This is a genomic window from Arthrobacter sp. SE2, from assembly GCF_058244265.1.
In genome coordinates, this window is sequence record NZ_JBZAYA010000002.1 from 1 (window position 1) to 14,561 (window position 14,561).

11 protein-coding genes and 1 pseudogene are annotated in these 14,561 nt (G+C 65.5%); 2 read left to right on the top strand and 10 right to left on the bottom strand.

Translation table 11 applies throughout. The features are described from left to right. Window positions 1–412: 412 nt before the first annotated feature. Together tyrS and AC4CS3_RS02720 are read right to left on the bottom strand one after the other, a co-directional pair. Window positions 413–1,723 carry a tyrosine--tRNA ligase gene (tyrS, locus tag AC4CS3_RS02715; protein ID WP_490782109.1) on the bottom strand — a complete coding sequence of 437 codons (1,311 nt, stop codon included), beginning with the start codon at window positions 1,721–1,723 and terminating at the stop codon, window positions 413–415. Between the two features lie 44 nt (window positions 1,724–1,767). Beyond that, window positions 1,768–3,996 carry a HelD family protein gene (locus AC4CS3_RS02720; RefSeq protein ID WP_490782110.1) on the bottom strand — a complete coding sequence of 743 codons (2,229 nt, stop codon included), beginning with the start codon at window positions 3,994–3,996 and terminating at the stop codon, window positions 1,768–1,770. Window positions 3,997–4,154: 158 nt separating this feature from the next. Here AC4CS3_RS02720 and AC4CS3_RS02725 point away from each other — a divergent pair, with 158 nt between their 5' ends. Further along, window positions 4,155–4,790 (top strand): GNAT family N-acetyltransferase, encoded by a 636-nt coding sequence (locus tag AC4CS3_RS02725; RefSeq protein ID WP_490782111.1) that lies wholly within the window; start codon window positions 4,155–4,157, stop codon window positions 4,788–4,790. Window positions 4,791–4,818: 28 nt separating this feature from the next. On the opposite strand, the gene AC4CS3_RS02730 is transcribed toward AC4CS3_RS02725, so the two are convergent. After that, on the bottom strand, window positions 4,819–5,469 hold the full coding sequence (locus AC4CS3_RS02730; protein ID WP_490782112.1) for a DNA-3-methyladenine glycosylase: 651 nt from the start codon (window positions 5,467–5,469) through the stop codon (window positions 4,819–4,821). A 94-nt stretch (window positions 5,470–5,563) separates the two neighbouring features. Here AC4CS3_RS02730 and AC4CS3_RS02735 point away from each other — a divergent pair, with 94 nt between their 5' ends. Continuing rightward, a complete protein-coding gene (locus AC4CS3_RS02735) occupies window positions 5,564–7,129 on the top strand; it encodes an AlkA N-terminal domain-containing protein (protein WP_490782113.1) in 1,566 nt (521 codons plus the stop codon). Here the strand turns inward: AC4CS3_RS02735 and AC4CS3_RS02740 are convergent. The 7 genes and pseudogenes from AC4CS3_RS02740 to argB all read right to left on the bottom strand — a co-directional run bounded on the left by AC4CS3_RS02740 (window position 7,035) and on the right by argB (window position 14,556). After that, window positions 7,035–7,771: pseudogene (locus AC4CS3_RS02740) on the bottom strand (maleylpyruvate isomerase family mycothiol-dependent enzyme). The gene AC4CS3_RS02735 and the pseudogene AC4CS3_RS02740 overlap by 95 nt on opposite strands. Window positions 7,772–7,896: 125 nt before the next feature. After that, on the bottom strand, window positions 7,897–9,429 hold the full coding sequence (gene argH, locus AC4CS3_RS02745; RefSeq protein WP_490782440.1) for an argininosuccinate lyase: 1,533 nt from the start codon (window positions 9,427–9,429) through the stop codon (window positions 7,897–7,899). Further along, the gene (locus AC4CS3_RS02750) at window positions 9,429–10,634 is read right to left on the bottom strand and encodes an argininosuccinate synthase (protein WP_490782114.1); all 1,206 of its coding nucleotides are present in this window, start codon (window positions 10,632–10,634) and stop codon (window positions 9,429–9,431) included. The genes argH and AC4CS3_RS02750 overlap by 1 nt, the downstream gene beginning before the upstream one ends. Before the next feature lie 103 nt (window positions 10,635–10,737). Beyond that, complete coding sequence (locus AC4CS3_RS02755; RefSeq protein ID WP_490782115.1) at window positions 10,738–11,274, bottom strand: arginine repressor; 537 nt, start codon at window positions 11,272–11,274, stop codon at window positions 10,738–10,740. Beyond that, the gene (gene argF, locus AC4CS3_RS02760; protein ID WP_490782116.1) at window positions 11,274–12,272 is read right to left on the bottom strand and encodes an ornithine carbamoyltransferase; all 999 of its coding nucleotides are present in this window, start codon (window positions 12,270–12,272) and stop codon (window positions 11,274–11,276) included. Before argF ends, AC4CS3_RS02755 begins: the two co-directional genes overlap by 1 nt. Continuing rightward, on the bottom strand, window positions 12,269–13,615 hold the full coding sequence (locus tag AC4CS3_RS02765; protein ID WP_490782117.1) for an acetylornithine transaminase: 1,347 nt from the start codon (window positions 13,613–13,615) through the stop codon (window positions 12,269–12,271). Before AC4CS3_RS02765 ends, argF begins: the two co-directional genes overlap by 4 nt. Next, window positions 13,612–14,556 carry an acetylglutamate kinase gene (gene argB / locus AC4CS3_RS02770; protein WP_404498568.1) on the bottom strand — a complete coding sequence of 315 codons (945 nt, stop codon included), beginning with the start codon at window positions 14,554–14,556 and terminating at the stop codon, window positions 13,612–13,614. Before argB ends, AC4CS3_RS02765 begins: the two co-directional genes overlap by 4 nt. Between the last annotated feature and the right edge of the window lie 5 nt (window positions 14,557–14,561).

The window sequence follows — 14,561 nt, forward strand, 5'->3', positions numbered from 1 at the left end:
AAAACAAATCGGTATCAACAAACTTGGCACACTATTGAGTTCTCAAACAACAGACGCAATTCGATTACTTCTCGGAACAAATTCAATTGAATTCGATGTTCCGCATTTCCTCGCTGCGATGTTTCTACTTTATTTCATTCATTTCCATTTTGCAAATCCAGGATTTCTCCGGAAATTCACCCAAATGGATCGAATTTCCCCACAGAGTCGATAAATCATCCGAGTCCCAGACTTTTCGTCTAAACCGGATTATTCACATTCAATGGGATTTTGTCGCAATTTATCCGCTTCAGCGGCAGCGACTCAGAAAACGATACACGCTCCTCCGGAGCCGCGCAAGTCGGCCCGGAGGAGCGTGCAATAGAGCGTCTGGCGCGCCCCCACAGGAACTCGCCATGGAACTAAATAGGCGTCAGACCGTCACTTCGACAGTGGCCAGATTCTTCTTCCCGCGGCGTAACAAAAGGTACCGGCCGTGAAGCAGCTCCGCCTGGTCGATGACGGCGTCGGGGTCGGTCACCTTGCTGTTGTTCACGTAGGCGCCACCCTCCCCCACCGTGCGTCGGGCAGCGGACTTGCTCTCGGACAGTCCGGAAGCAACGAGGAGGTCGACGATGCCCAGGCCATCCGCGCCGATCGAGGCAGACGGCAGCTCGGCAGTTGCGGATGCCAAGGTCACTTCGTCCAGAACCGAGAGATCACCGTTGCCGAACAGCGCAGCCGAAGCAGCGATCACTTTCTCCGTCGCGTCGACTCCGTGAACCAGCGAGGTGACTTCGTAGGCAAGCCTGCGCTGGCCCTCGCGTGCGAACGGACGCTCGGCGACAGCGGCTCCAAGCTCCTCAATCTCGGCGCGGCTAAGGAAAGTGAAGACCTTGAGGCGGTCAACGACGTCGGCATCCGCGGTGTTGAGCCAGAACTGGTAGAAGGCGTAGGGGCTGCACATGTGGGCATCGAGCCAAATGGCGTTGCCTTCGCTCTTACCGAACTTGGTGCCGTCCGAGTTAGTGATGAGGGGCGTGCCGAGGGCGTGGACAACCTTCCCATCGACCTTGCGGATCAGCTCCGTCCCGCTCGTGAGGTTGCCCCACTGGTCCGAACCTCCGGTCTGCAGCACGCAACCGTAGTCGCGGTTGAGCTGGAGGTAATCCATGCCCTGCAGGATCTGGTAGCTGAACTCGGTGTAGCTGATGCCCTCGTCCGAGTTGAGGCGGGACGCAACGGCATCCTTGCGGAGCATGGTGCCCACACGGAAGTGCTTGCCGATTTCGCGCAGGAAATCTATGGCACTCAGCGGCGCGGTCCAGTCAAGGTTGTTCACCATGCGTGCCGCGTTGTCTCCCTCGAAGCTGAGGAAGCGGCGGACCTGTGCCTGAAGGTAGCCGACCCACTCCGAAACGGTGTCCTTGGTGTTCAAGGTGCGTTCCGCCGTCGGGCGCGGATCGCCGATGAGGCCCGTGGAGCCGCCCACCAGGCCGAGCGGCTTGTGCCCGGCCAACTGCAGGCGACGCATGAGCAGGAGCTGGACAAGGTTGCCAAGGTGCAGGGACGGAGCCGTGGGGTCGAAGCCACAGTAATACGTGATCGGGTCCCCGGCGAGGAGCTTTTCCAATTCCGTTTCATCAGTGGAAACGTGGATAAGGCCGCGCCATTTGAGCTCTTGCCAGATATTGGCAAAGCCCGGGTCGTTGTGTTGGGACTCGAGGTTGTTTACGTGTGACACGAGTTCTAAGTTAGCAGGATTGCCGTTCGGCTTGCTTGCATGGCTCAGCGCTCGATACCCGCGGGCAACGGCGCGGCGGTGATGAGGCGCAGCCGCTGCGTCGGACGGGTCATCGCGACGTAGAGATCGCCCACCTTCCCGTGTTCGTGGTTCAGCATGGCAGCAGGCTCAAGAACCACGACACCATCGAACTCAAGGCCCTTGGCTTCCTTGGGGCTGATGACCACGATGTCCTGGGAGTAGCTGCCCGCTCCGGTGCCCACGCGGTGGCCATACACCCCGCGGAGGGCGGCTGCGGCGCGCGGCAGGAGGGCGCCGTCGGCGATCACCGCGAGGAGGCCGCCGTCGATCGCTTCCAGTTCTTCCGGAAGGATTTCAACGAGACGGTCCACCATCCCCGCTTCGTCCACGCGGTCCACGATGGGCGACCATTTACCTTCACGCACGGCCTTGGGTGCCGAGACCACCAGCCCAGCGCGGTTCGCCATGCGGACTGCCGCTTCTGCGATCTGCGAGGGTGTGCGGTAGTTGACGGTGAGTTCTTCGAGCTGCCAGCGGTCCCCGAACGACGGCGCGAGGGCACTTTGCCAGGAATTCGCACCGGCAGAGGAACTCGTCTGGGCGATGTCGCCGACGATCGTGAAGGACTTCAGGGGGCAGCGGCGGACCAAGAGCCGCCACTGCATGGGCGAGAGTTCCTGGGCTTCGTCAACCACGATGTGCCCGAACGCCCACGAACGGTCGCTCGTGGCTCGTTCCGCCGCTGTCAACCGTGTTTCGCGTTCCTGGTTCTGGTCCGCCAATTCCTCGGCCGTCATCAACACGTCGACCCCCATGGCCTCCATGTTGACCAGGGTCTGCTTAGCGTTGGCGATGTCGCGGGCACGATCGTGCTCTTGCTGTGCCAGTCCCCTGCCGGCGGCGGGATCCAGCTCGCCGAGGAGCTCAGCGGCCTCGTCGAGCAGCGGAATATCGGCTTCGGTCCACGGGGCATCCGCGGGGCGAAGAAGTAGCGCACGCTGTGCCGGTGTGAGATGCGGGGTGCAGGCTTCCAGGATGGCTGGCTTGCTGAAGAGCTCGGACACGAGCTTCTCGGGAGTCATCGGCATCCAGCACAGGTTCAGGACGATCCTGACGTCGCGTGCCGAACGGACGTCTTCGGCGAGGTAGGAACGGTCGGCGTTGTTGCCGATATTCGATTCCTCGACAATCTCCGTCAGCTGCTCCGTGAGTTCGCGCAGCAGAATCTTCACGAACGTCACGCGGGCTTCGTTGTGCGGCTTGCCGGTAGCGCGTGCCCTGTCCCGGGCGCGGCGGACTTGCCGCACGGACAGTGTGAGCTTGCGGGAATCGACCTCGAGGATGCGGTCCTCGGCGGGAGTCCGCTGGCGGTTGGCCACGGCGTTGGCAATCACGTCGGCCATGTTCAGCTTGCCCTTGAGCGCTGCGACGTCGGGATCCTGTTCCGGGACGGCATGGATCCCGGGCATGAGGCGGCCCAGGCTCGCCATGACGACGCCGGTCTCGCCGAGGGAAGGCAGGACCCGCTCGATGTAGTGCATGAACGACGAGGAAGGCCCGACGAGCAGGACGCCCGCGGACTTCAGGCGGTCACGGTGGGTGTACAGGAGGTAGGCGGCGCGGTGGAGCGCGACGGCCGTCTTTCCGGTACCGGGACCGCCTTGGACGACCAAGGCACCCGACATGGACGAACGGATGATCCGGTCCTGCTCGGACTGGATGGTGCCGACGATGTCCGACATGCGGCCGGTGCGCTTGGAATTCAGGGCGGCGAGGAGTGCACCCTCGCCCTGGAGCGAGGCGTTGTCCGCCAGCATGCTGGCATCCAGGACATCGTCTTCGATCGCTTTGACCTCGCGGCCTTGCAGGATCAGATGACGACGACGGCGGACGCCCTGCCGGTCGAAGGCGGTCGCCTGGTAGAAGTGGCCGGCTTCCGGGGCGCGCCAGTCGATCATAAGCCTCTGGAGATCCGCCGTGGACAGTCCGATGCGGCCGATGTACTGCGCCTCTCCGGTGTCCAGGTCGAGGCGCCCGAACACGAGACGGTCATCGACCGCGTCGAGCTGGGCGAGCCGGTCCTCGTACAGTGCCGCGAACGCGTCCCTTTCGGAAACGTTCTGCATGGTGCCCACCGCTCCGGCGCGCCGGACGTGCGCCAGCTGTTGGCGCTTTTCCTCCCGCAGCTCATCCAGGCGCGAGTAGAGACCGGCCACGTACTCCCGCTCGTGGATCAAATCAGCGTCGTGCATCGAAACGTTCCCCTATCGAAAAAGACGGACCGTCCATTCTACAGCGGTTTTGCTTGACGTGCGTGAAACTGCCCGCACGCCGGTGCGTCATACAATGTTCACCCGCCGCTAACCCTCTGAGCTTTTCCATCCGCACCTAGTGGTGCTTAAATGCTGCAATGCAGCACGACGTTGCCCTTACGCGACACGGCATCAGCCTGGTCCCACTCTCCCCTGCACATGCCGGTCCGCTCTTCGATTTCGTGGACTCCGGGATGTGGTCCGGCATGGCCGCCGAGCAGCCCTTGAGCGCCGCGGAACTGGCCGAACTCTTCGCAGCCCGCCTCGAAGATCCGGCAACCATTCCGTTCGCCGTTGTCGAGCAGCGGACCGGCGCCCTGCTCGGAACCACCTCGCTCTGCGAGCACAGTCCCCGCCAGCAGCGCCTGGAAATCGGCGGCACTTTTTACGGGCGCCCGTTCTGGGGTAGCCATGTCAATCCGGCGGCGAAACAGCTGCTTCTGGCCTATTCCTTCGATGTACTGGATGTCCACCGGGTTGGCTTCCGTTGCGATGCGCGCAATACGCGCAGCGCCTCGGCCATTCAGCGGCTCGGCGCGAGCCACGAGGGCACACTGCGCGGGCACCGCTTCGCTCCCGACGGGAGCCGCTGCGACACCGCCGTGTTCTCGATCCTGCGCGAGGAATGGCCCCACGTGCGCGAGTCCTTGCTTGGCCGCCTGGCGCCCTTCGAAGTGCCCGACAACCACTGCGCCTATGTCGCCGAACCGAGCAGGAGCGGACACGCCGCTTGAGGATTTCCCGGAGCGCCTAAGAAGGCCTCTAGACGGCGCGGCTCCGGCCCGGCTTGTAGCGGGACACCGTCGGATCCCCGGAAAGCCAGAACCGCCACGGGTAGTCGGCCGAACCGCCGTCGCCGGACACTCCGACACGGAGACCACTCGCGACTGCTGATGGCGCAGCCGGGGTAGCCGGAAGTTCGAGGCCGAACGGCTCGGCCAGGGCGTCGCGGCCGCTGTCCGCCGTGGTCAGCCCCATTGCGGAGGCGAGCCGCGCCGGCCCGCTGGCGAGATCGGTCAGAGACTTCGACGCCGGACGCCGGGACTGCGCCAAGGCGTGCCCGGCCACCACCTCCCCTGCCCGCAACAGCAGCGCGGACGCAACGCCGTCGGGACCGCAGACAATGTTGGCGCAATAGTGCATGCCATACGTGAAGTAGACGTAGAGGTGGCCTGCCGGACCGAACATGGGTGCGTTGCGGGCGGTGGGGCCGCCAAAGGTATGGGAGCCAGGATCGGGTTGACCCGAGCCCCGCGGACCCAGATACGCTTCCACCTCGCTGAGCCGGACGGATACCGTGCCCTCGGGAGTCCGGTGGCTGAGCACGGCGCCGAGGAGCAAAGGAGCAACGTCCCGCGGATCTCCGGAAAGAATGGCCCGGATGGCCTCCGCGGATTGGCTCTGCGTTGTCATGCCCAGACCCTAGCAAAATCCATCAGCTCGATCCGCCGCCGGTAATGTCCGATTTCCGCTAGGAAGAGCCTGCCGATGCTGAAAGGATGAAGCCATGGACTTTTGGCAGCGCTACCGTGCCATCGATGCGCGGGATCCCCGGTTCGACGGCCAGTTCTTCACCGCCGTCCGTTCGACGGGCATCTACTGCCGGCCGTCGTGCCCGGCACGGACACCCAAGGCAGAAAATGTGACCTTCTACGAAACCTCGGCCGCGGCGCACGAGGCCGGGTACAGGGCGTGCAAACGCTGCCTCCCGGAGGCGGTTCCTGGCACGCCTGCGTGGAACCTGCGCTCGGACGTCGCCGGGCGGGCGATGCGGCTCATCAACGACGGCGCGATCTCCCGCGTGGGCGTCGAAGGACTCGCCACCAGGCTGGGGTACTCCTCCCGCCAGCTCAACAGGATCCTCAGCCATGAACTCGGCGCCGGGCCGCTGTCCTTGGCGCGGGCCAGCCGTGCGCAGACGGCCAGGACGCTCCTGGTCTCCACCTCGATGAAACTCTCGGACGTGGCGTTCGCTGCCGGATTCAACAGTGTCCGCCAGTTCAACGACACCATCAACGAAGTCTTCGCCCTGACACCGACGGCGCTCCGAGCCACCGCGAAGCCCATTGGCCATCACGGCAGACCGGGCGAGGCTACCTCCCTGACCCTCACCCTCCCCTACCGGGAGCCGTTCGACACAGGGATTTTCGATTTCCTCGCGGCCCGCGCTGTCCCCGGCGTCGAGCTGGCGAACTCCAGCAGCTATACGCGGACCCTCCGCTTGCCACGCGGCAATGCGGCGTTCACCGTGGAGTACGACGCCGGGGCGCGCGGCGGCGCGCTGACCCTCGCCGTCAGCACCTTGGATCTCCACGATCTTCCCGTGCTCCTAAGCCGGGTGCGGCGATTGTTCGATCTCGACGCCGATCCCGTCGCCGTGGACGAGGCGTTGGCCTCCGATGCCAGGCTCGGCCCGTCAGTTTGCGATACGCCCGGAATCAGGGTCCCTGGCGCCGTGGATCCCCAGGAACTCCTCGTCCGCGCGATGATCGGCCAGCAAATCACAGTAGCCGCCGCCCGCACGGCGTTGACCCAACTTTCCGACGCCGGAACCGGCCTGCCGGAAGGGCACGCAGGACACGCACTGGGCCTGGATCGCCTGTTTCCCACGGCCGAGGAGATCGCCCGCTCGGGCCGCGAACTGCTGAAAGGTCCGCAGCGCCGCATAGATTCCGTGCTGGCAGCGGCAGCAGCCATGGCCGGCGGGGAACTCGACTTCGACTACGGCGACGACCCCCATACGCTGGCCGACAAACTGTTGCCGCTGCCCGGCGTCGGACCGTGGACTGTGGGCTACCTGGCGATGAGGGTCATCGGCGATCCGGACGTTTTCCTTGCCAACGATGCCGCGGTTCGGAACGGCCTCAAGAATCTAGCGGCCGCGGAAGGCCTGCCTGCCGACTTCCGCAACGTGAGCCCGTGGCGTTCCTACGCCACGATGCACCTGTGGCGGGCAGCGGCAAGCAAACGCGGCAGCGCTAGTGCGCCGCGGGAACGCTCGATGGCCACGGGAGAAGTTCCGGCAAGTCAACCCCGTCCGCGTCGGCAGAGGCCCGCAGGCTCCCCAGGTTAGGCGTGCGCCCGGCGAGCCAGGCTGCGATATCCGTGATCATGCCGTTGATGGCGACGGACTGCCGGCCCGAGCCGATGACCAGCTGCGGGAGGCCCAAAGGCTGAAGCACGAATTTCTGGTCCGTCGGCACACGGGCCGAGAGGAAATCGAAGAGATGCTCGCAGAATTGCCGGCTCCAGGTCTCCGGGCCGCGACCTGTTCCCAGATCCGTGACGTGGATGACCAGTTCGCGCCAAAGAGCCAAACCGCCGTCGAGCACTGTTCCATTCCGGTAGCTGATCCGGGTGTTCCAGCCGGACTCCACGAGTCCGTCGAAGGCCCTCAGTGCCCGGGCGAGGGCCGCGTCCGTGGCCACACGGTGTTCAGTGAGGCTGTGGCTCGCCGCCAGCTCAATGGCCTTCGTACGGCCCTCGTAGCCGCCGTCGTAGATGTCGATGGTCTCGCCGCGGGCGGCGTATTCCAGCTGGCGGGCCATGGCGTTCGAGATGCCGGCAATGTGAGCCAGCACGTGGCCGCGGGTCCACCCGGGCAGCTCGGAGGAGCTGCAACATCGGCGTCGTCGAGTTTGGCGACGACGTCGGTGACAGTGCCGGCTGCTTTGTGGAGCTCGGCAAGAAGCGCTGAGGTAGTGATCTCGGTCATAGCGCCATAGTATCCGACAGAGTTAACGGCTGTTAACGAGGATTAACTGACAACGGCGGGCATTTCGTGGCAGCTTTTGCGAACAACACTGCCGCGAAATGCCCGCGGGCGTGGGCCCCTTGTTGTTACCCGGCGTAGCCCCGAACCGCTGCGAGTTCAGCTTCGAGGGCAAGCAGTTGGCGCTCGACGGCGGCCGGGGCCGTTCCGCCCTGGGAGTTCCGGCTGTTGAGCGACCCTTCAGTGCTGAGCACGGTACGGACCTCGGGGGTAAGGTGCTCCGAAATGCCTGCGTACTCTTCGTCCGTCAGGTCCCACAGCTCAACGCTGCGCCCTTCAGCCAGCTTCACCGCCGCACCGGAGAGTTCGTGTGCCTCCCGGAACGGCACTCCCTGCCGGACAAGCCACTCGGCGATGTCCGTGGCAAGCGCGAAGCCCTGCGGCGCCAGGGATGCCATGCGCTCGGTGTTGAAGGCGAGCGTGGCGATCATGCCTGACACTGCCGGGAGCAGCACTTCCAAGGTGTCCGCGGCGTCGAAAACCGGTTCTTTGTCTTCCTGCAGGTCGCGGTTGTACGCAAGCGGCAGGCCCTTGAGGGTTGCCAACAGGCCGGCCAGGTTCCCGATGAGGCGCCCTGCCTTGCCCCGGGCGAGTTCGGCGACGTCCGGGTTCTTCTTCTGCGGCATGATCGAAGACCCCGTGGAGTACGAATCATGGAGCGTCACGAAGGAGAACTCCTTGGTGGCCCACAGAATGACTTCCTCGGAGACCCGCGACAGGTCGATGCCGATCATCGAGCAGATCCATGCGAACTCGGCGAAGACATCGCGCGAAGCGGTGCCGTCGATCGAATTGTGGACCGCCGAGAAAAACCCAAGATCCGCAGCGACGGCCTCGGGATCCAGGCCGAGCGAGGAACCGGCCAAAGCGCCGGAACCGTACGGCGAGACGCCGGCGCGCTTGTCCCAGTCCTGGAACCGCTGCACGTCGCGCAACAGTGCCCAGGCGTGGGCCAGCAGGTGGTGGCTCAGGAGGACAGGCTGGGCATGCTGCAAGTGCGTCCGGCCGGGCATGGCAACGCCACGGTGGGCCTTGGCCTGCTCAACGAGGGCATCGATCGTGGCGAGTACACCGCGGGCGATGATGCGTGCGTGATCGCGCAGGAACATGCGGCCCAACGTGGCCACCTGGTCGTTGCGCGAACGCCCTGCCCGGAGCTTGCCGCCCAGGTGGGTTCCCGCACGCTCAATGAGCCCGCGTTCGAGGGAACCGTGGACGTCCTCATCGCTCTCGGCGGGCTGGTAGGCGCCACTCGCGACGTCGTCATCCAGCAGGGTGAGCGCCGCGAGCATGCCTTCGAGTTCGCCGTCGTCCAGGAGCCCCGCTTTGTGCAGCACGCGGGCATGCGCCTTGGAGCCGGCGATGTCGTAGCGGGCCAGCCGCCAGTCAAAGTGCGTGGACTTGCTCAGTGCGGCAAGGGCGTCCGCGGGACCGCCGGCGAACCGGCCGCCCCACAGCGCACCTTCATTGGTCCCCGAATGCTCCCCAACCTCGCTCCCCACCCGCTCCCCAACCTCGCGAGCTCGGCTGGGGACCCCTGCGGGCGTGGCCCCAGGCTCGGCCGGGGACCCCGGCGTCCGTGGGCCCACCGAACGCTCCATCATTGGCCCGACACGCGCAGGTCACGGCCTGCAGCGACCTTGGAGGACATTCCCCACAGCTCGATGAAGCCCTTGGCCTGCGACTGGTCGAAGGTGTCGCCGGTGTCGTAGGTGGCGAGGTCGAAGTCGTAGAGCGAGGTCTCGGAGCGGCGGCCGTTGACAATGGCCTGGCCGCCGTGAAGGACCATGCGGATGTCGCCGGAGACGTACTTCTGGGTGTCCTCGATGAAAGCGTCGAGGGAGCGCTTGAGCGGGGAGAACCACTGGCCGTCGTAGACCAGCTCGGACCAGCGCTGGCCGACCGTGGCCTTGAAGCGGGCCTGCTCGCGCTCGATGGTGATGTCCTCGAGGTGCTTGTGGGCGGTGATGAGGGCCATGGCGCCCGGAGCCTCGTAGATTTCGCGGGACTTGATGCCGACCAGGCGGTCTTCGACGACGTCGATGCGGCCGACGCCCTGGGCACCGGCGCGGCGGTTCAGTTCCTGGATGACCTGGAGCGGAGTGTGCTTGACGCCGTCAATCGCCACCGGGACGCCGGCTTCAAAGGTGATGGTGACTTCGTCCGGTGCCGGCGGGAATTCCGGTGTGGCCGTGTAGTCGTAGATGTCCTTGGTGGGAGCATTCCAGATGTCCTCGAGGTAGCCGGTTTCGACGGCGCGTCCCCAGACGTTCTGGTCGATCGAGTACGGGTTCTTCTTGGTGGTCTCGATCGGCAGTCCCTTTTCCTCGGCGAAGGCAATGGCCTTGTCGCGGGTCAGGGCGAGGTCGCGGACGGGTGCGATGCACTTCAAGTCCGGGCCCAGCGTCTGGATGCCGACCTCGAAGCGGACCTGGTCGTTGCCCTTGCCCGTGCAACCGTGCGCAACGGTGGTGGCACCGAATTCGCGGGCGGCCTTGACGAGGTGCTTGACGATCACGGGACGTGAAATCGCCGAAACCAGCGGGTAGTGGCCCTGGTAGAGGGCGTTCGCCTTCAGCGTGGGCATGGCGTATTCGTTGGCGAATTCGTCGCGGGCGTCGGCCACGTAGGCCTCGACGGCGCCGCAGCCGAGGGCGCGCTGGCGGATGGTCTCCAGCGACTCGCCACCCTGTCCGACGTCGACGGCCACGGCGATGACCTCGGCACCGGTGGCTTCACCGATCCAGCCGATGGCTACGGAAGTATCAAGGCCACCGGAGTAGGCCAGAACAATACGCTCAGTCACGAGAGTGCTCCTTTGTTGTTGCTTGGTTCTTTTGAGTCAAATGCTTGGGTCGGGCCGAAGGCCCTGGTGGAACAGTGCCGGGTGGTTCAGTTGCCGGCCACCACTAGTTCCCCGGTCCGGCTTCCTGGGCCAACTGGAGGAATCGGGCTGCCAGCTCGGCGCCGCCGTCGGGATCCCGGGCAACCAAAAGCAAGGTGTCGTCGCCTGCGATCGTACCCAATACAGACGGCATCACCGAGTGGTCGATGGCCAAGGCGAGGAAGTTGGCGGCCCCCGGCGGCGTCCGCAACACCACGATATTCCCCGAAGCCTCCGCGGTGACCAATAGCTCGCCGCAAAGGCGCGACAGGCGCGCGTCCAGGATTTCCTGGGTGACACCGCTCCTTGCATTGCGGTCTCCACCCTCGCCGGGCACCGCATAGACCAGTGCACCGTCCTTGCCGCGCACGCGGACCGCCCCCAGTTCCACCAGGTCCCGGGAGAGGGTCGCTTGGGTGACCTGCACGCCGTCGTCCGCCAGCAAGGCCGCGAGCTCTGCCTGCGAGCGCACCGATTGACCCGTCAGGATCGCGGTGATCCGCGCCTGTCGGGCGGTCTTGGTGGCCGGGCTGGCACCTTGCGATGCAGGATGGGTGGACACTAGAACGTGCTCTCTCCGGTGCCCTCAACGGGGGAAAGCCCGTCGACGAATGCGAGTCCCGAGCGGTGCATCAGCCAGGCCATGAGCGCCTTCTGCGCGTGCAAGCGGTTCTCCGCTTCGTCCCAGACGATGGACTGGGGTCCGTCGATGACACCGGCGGAGATCTCGTAACCGCGGTAGGCGGGCAGGCAGTGGAGCACGACGGCGTCCGGTGCGGCGTGTGCCATGGCAGCCTCGTCCACGGAGTACTCGCGGAAGAGCTGCATGCGGGCCTCTTTTTCGGCTTCCTGGCCCATGGACACCCAAGTGTCCGTAGCGACAACGTCGGCGTCGTCGAGAGCTTCCTTGGCGTCAGTGGTGATGAGCACGGAACCGCCGGTCTCGGCGGCGCGCTCCTCCGCTTCCGCAACGATGTCGGCGGCCGGCAGGTAGCCTTCCGGACCCGAGATCCTGACGTGCATGCCCGCCGTGACCCCTGCGAGCAGGTAGGAGTTGGCCATGTTGTTAGCGGCATCGCCCAGATAGGCCATGGTGAGGCCCTTGAGTTCGCCCTTGTGCTCCTTGACCGCCAGGAGGTCTGCCAGTAACTGGCAGGGGTGGTAGTCATCGCACAGGGCATTGATGACTGGAACCTTGGAGTTTTCGGCCATGGCTACGAGGCCGGAGTGCGCCGAGGTCCGCCACACGATGGTGGAGACCATGCGTTCGAGGACCTTGGCGGTGTCCTCCACGGATTCCTTGTGGCCGATCTGCGCCTCGCCCGGATTGATGATGAGCGCGTTGCCGCCCATGTCGGCGATGCCGGTGGCGAAGGACACACGGGTACGGGTGGAGGTCTTGTCGAAGATGACGGCGACCGTCTTGCGCCCGTTGCCGGCAGCTGCGAACGGTTGGACGCTGTACGGTGCGGCCTTCATCCGAACGGCCAGCTCGAGCACTTCGGCTTGCTCGGCCGGGGTGAGGTCCGTGTCCTTGAGGAAGTGACGGGTGGTGTTCACTGTGCGTCCTTAGCGGTCAGGGGTGCAGCGGTCAGGGGTGCAGCGGTCAGGGGTGCAGCGTTCGGGGCTGCCGCGGCTTTGATGATGCCCGGCAGCGCGTCGAGGAAGCGGTCCGCTTGCTCGGTGGTCAGGATCAGCGGCGGGGCCAGCCGGATGGTGCGCGGGCCGGGGCTGTTGATGATGAAGCCCGCATCGAGCGCGGCCGTCACCATGGCGGGCGCGATGTCGGCGTCAAGGTCGAAGCCGATCAGGAGACCTTCGCCGCGCACTTCAGTGACGGCGTCGACGTCGGACAGTCCAGCCCGAAGGTGAGCGCCGACGCTGAGCACGTTCGCCAGCACGCCCTGGCTTTCGATGGCATGCAGGGTGGCGAGGGCGGCGGCCGTGGCCACCGGGTTCCCGCCGAACGTGGTTCCGTGCTGGCCCGCGGTAAGGAGGGACGACGTCGGCTCGCCGAAAGTGATGAGCGCGCCCACCGGGAAGCCGCCGCCCAGGCCCTTCGCGAGGGTCACGGCGTCGGGGACGATGCCGGCGTCTTCGCTGGCCAACCATTTGCCGGTCCGGCCGATGCCGGTCTGCACCTCGTCCAGGACCAGCAGCGCGCCGGCAGCGGTGGTGGCTTCGCGGGCCGCCTGCAAGTATTCGACACTGAGCGGGCGGACGCCGGCTTCGCCTTGGATGGGCTCGAGGAACACTGCGGCCGTGTTTTCGTCGACGGCGGCACGGAGGGCCTCGATGTCGCCGAACGGGATGTGCACGACCCCTCCGGGCAGCGGCTCGAAAGGCGCCCGGTACGCTTCCTTGGCGGTCAAGGCGAGCGCGCCCATCGTGCGGCCGTGGAAGGCACCTTCGAGCGCGATGATCTTGGTGCGCTTGGCTGACTTTGCACCGGCGGGCGCTGCACTGTTGCGCCGCGCCAGCTTGAACGCGGCCTCATTGGCTTCGGTGCCCGAGTTGGCGAAGAACACCTTGGAGCCGGCAGGAGCGTTGGTGAGGGCCAGCAGCTTCTCGGCGAGCGCGATCTGCGTGGGGCTCGTGAAGAAATTGGAGACATGGCCCAGCGTGGCCAGCTGGCTGGCGATGACCGAGGTGACGAACGGATGGGCATGGCCCAGGGCGTTCACGGCAATGCCCCCCAGGAGGTCAAGGTATTCCTTGCCGTCGGCGTCCCACACAAGGGCCCCTGCCCCGCGGACAAGGACCCGCTGAGGCGTGCCGAAGACTCCCATGAGCGAAGAAGAGTAACGGGCCAGCCAATCGCTTCCCGTGCTCTGGGAAACGAGCGTGGTTGCGGCGGCCTCCGCAGCGATGGCGGTCGAGCGAGAACCAACAGTTTCGTTCATGAGTTCACTTCCTCATCAGGGACGACTTGGGTTCCGATGCCCGCGGTCGTAAAGGTTTCCAGGAGCATGGAGTGCGGCAGGCGGCCGTCGACGATGTGCGCCCGCTCTACTCCTTCATCGATGGCCTTCAGGCAGGCAGCCATTTTCGGGATCATGCCGGACTCCAGGCGCGGCAACATCTCGCGCAGCTCCGTGGCCGTCAGCGAGGAGATGAGCGAGGACTTGTCCGGCCAGTTGGCGTAAAGGCCTTCGACGTCGGTCAGGATGACGAGCTTGGATGCGCCCAGTGCTGAGGCGACGGCCGCTGCTGCGGTGTCCGCGTTGACGTTGAGGACCTGCCCCGTGGTGGAGCCCGTGCCGTCCCCCTCGTCGAGGATCTCGGGGGCGACCGTGGAAATCACCGGGATGCGGCCGGCGTCGAGGATGTCCTCTATACCTGTGGGATCAACACCCACCACTTCGCCCACCAGGCCCAGGTCCACTTCTTCCCCGTCCACCACGGTGCCGGTACGCACGGCACGCAGGAGTCCGCCGTCTTCACCGGACATGCCGACGGCGTAGGGTCCGTGGGAGTTGATGAGGCCCACGAGTTCGCGGCCCACTTGTCCGGTGAGTACCATGCGGACGACGTCCATGGCCTCGGGAGTGGTGACGCGGAGGCCGCCCTTGAATTCGGATTCGATGCCCAGCCGGCCGAGCATCGAGTTGATCTGCGGGCCGCCACCGTGCACGACGACGGGGTGGATGCCCACGTGGTGCAGGAAGACGATGTCCTCAGCGAAGGCACGTCGAAGTTCCTCGTTGACCATGGCATTGCCGCCGTATTTGATCACCATGGTGGTGCCGGCGAAGCGCTGGATCCACGGCAGCGCCTCGATCAGGGTCGCGGCCTTGTCCTGGGCATCGCTCATGGAGGTATTTTCGCGGGTGTGCGCAGTCATGGTCA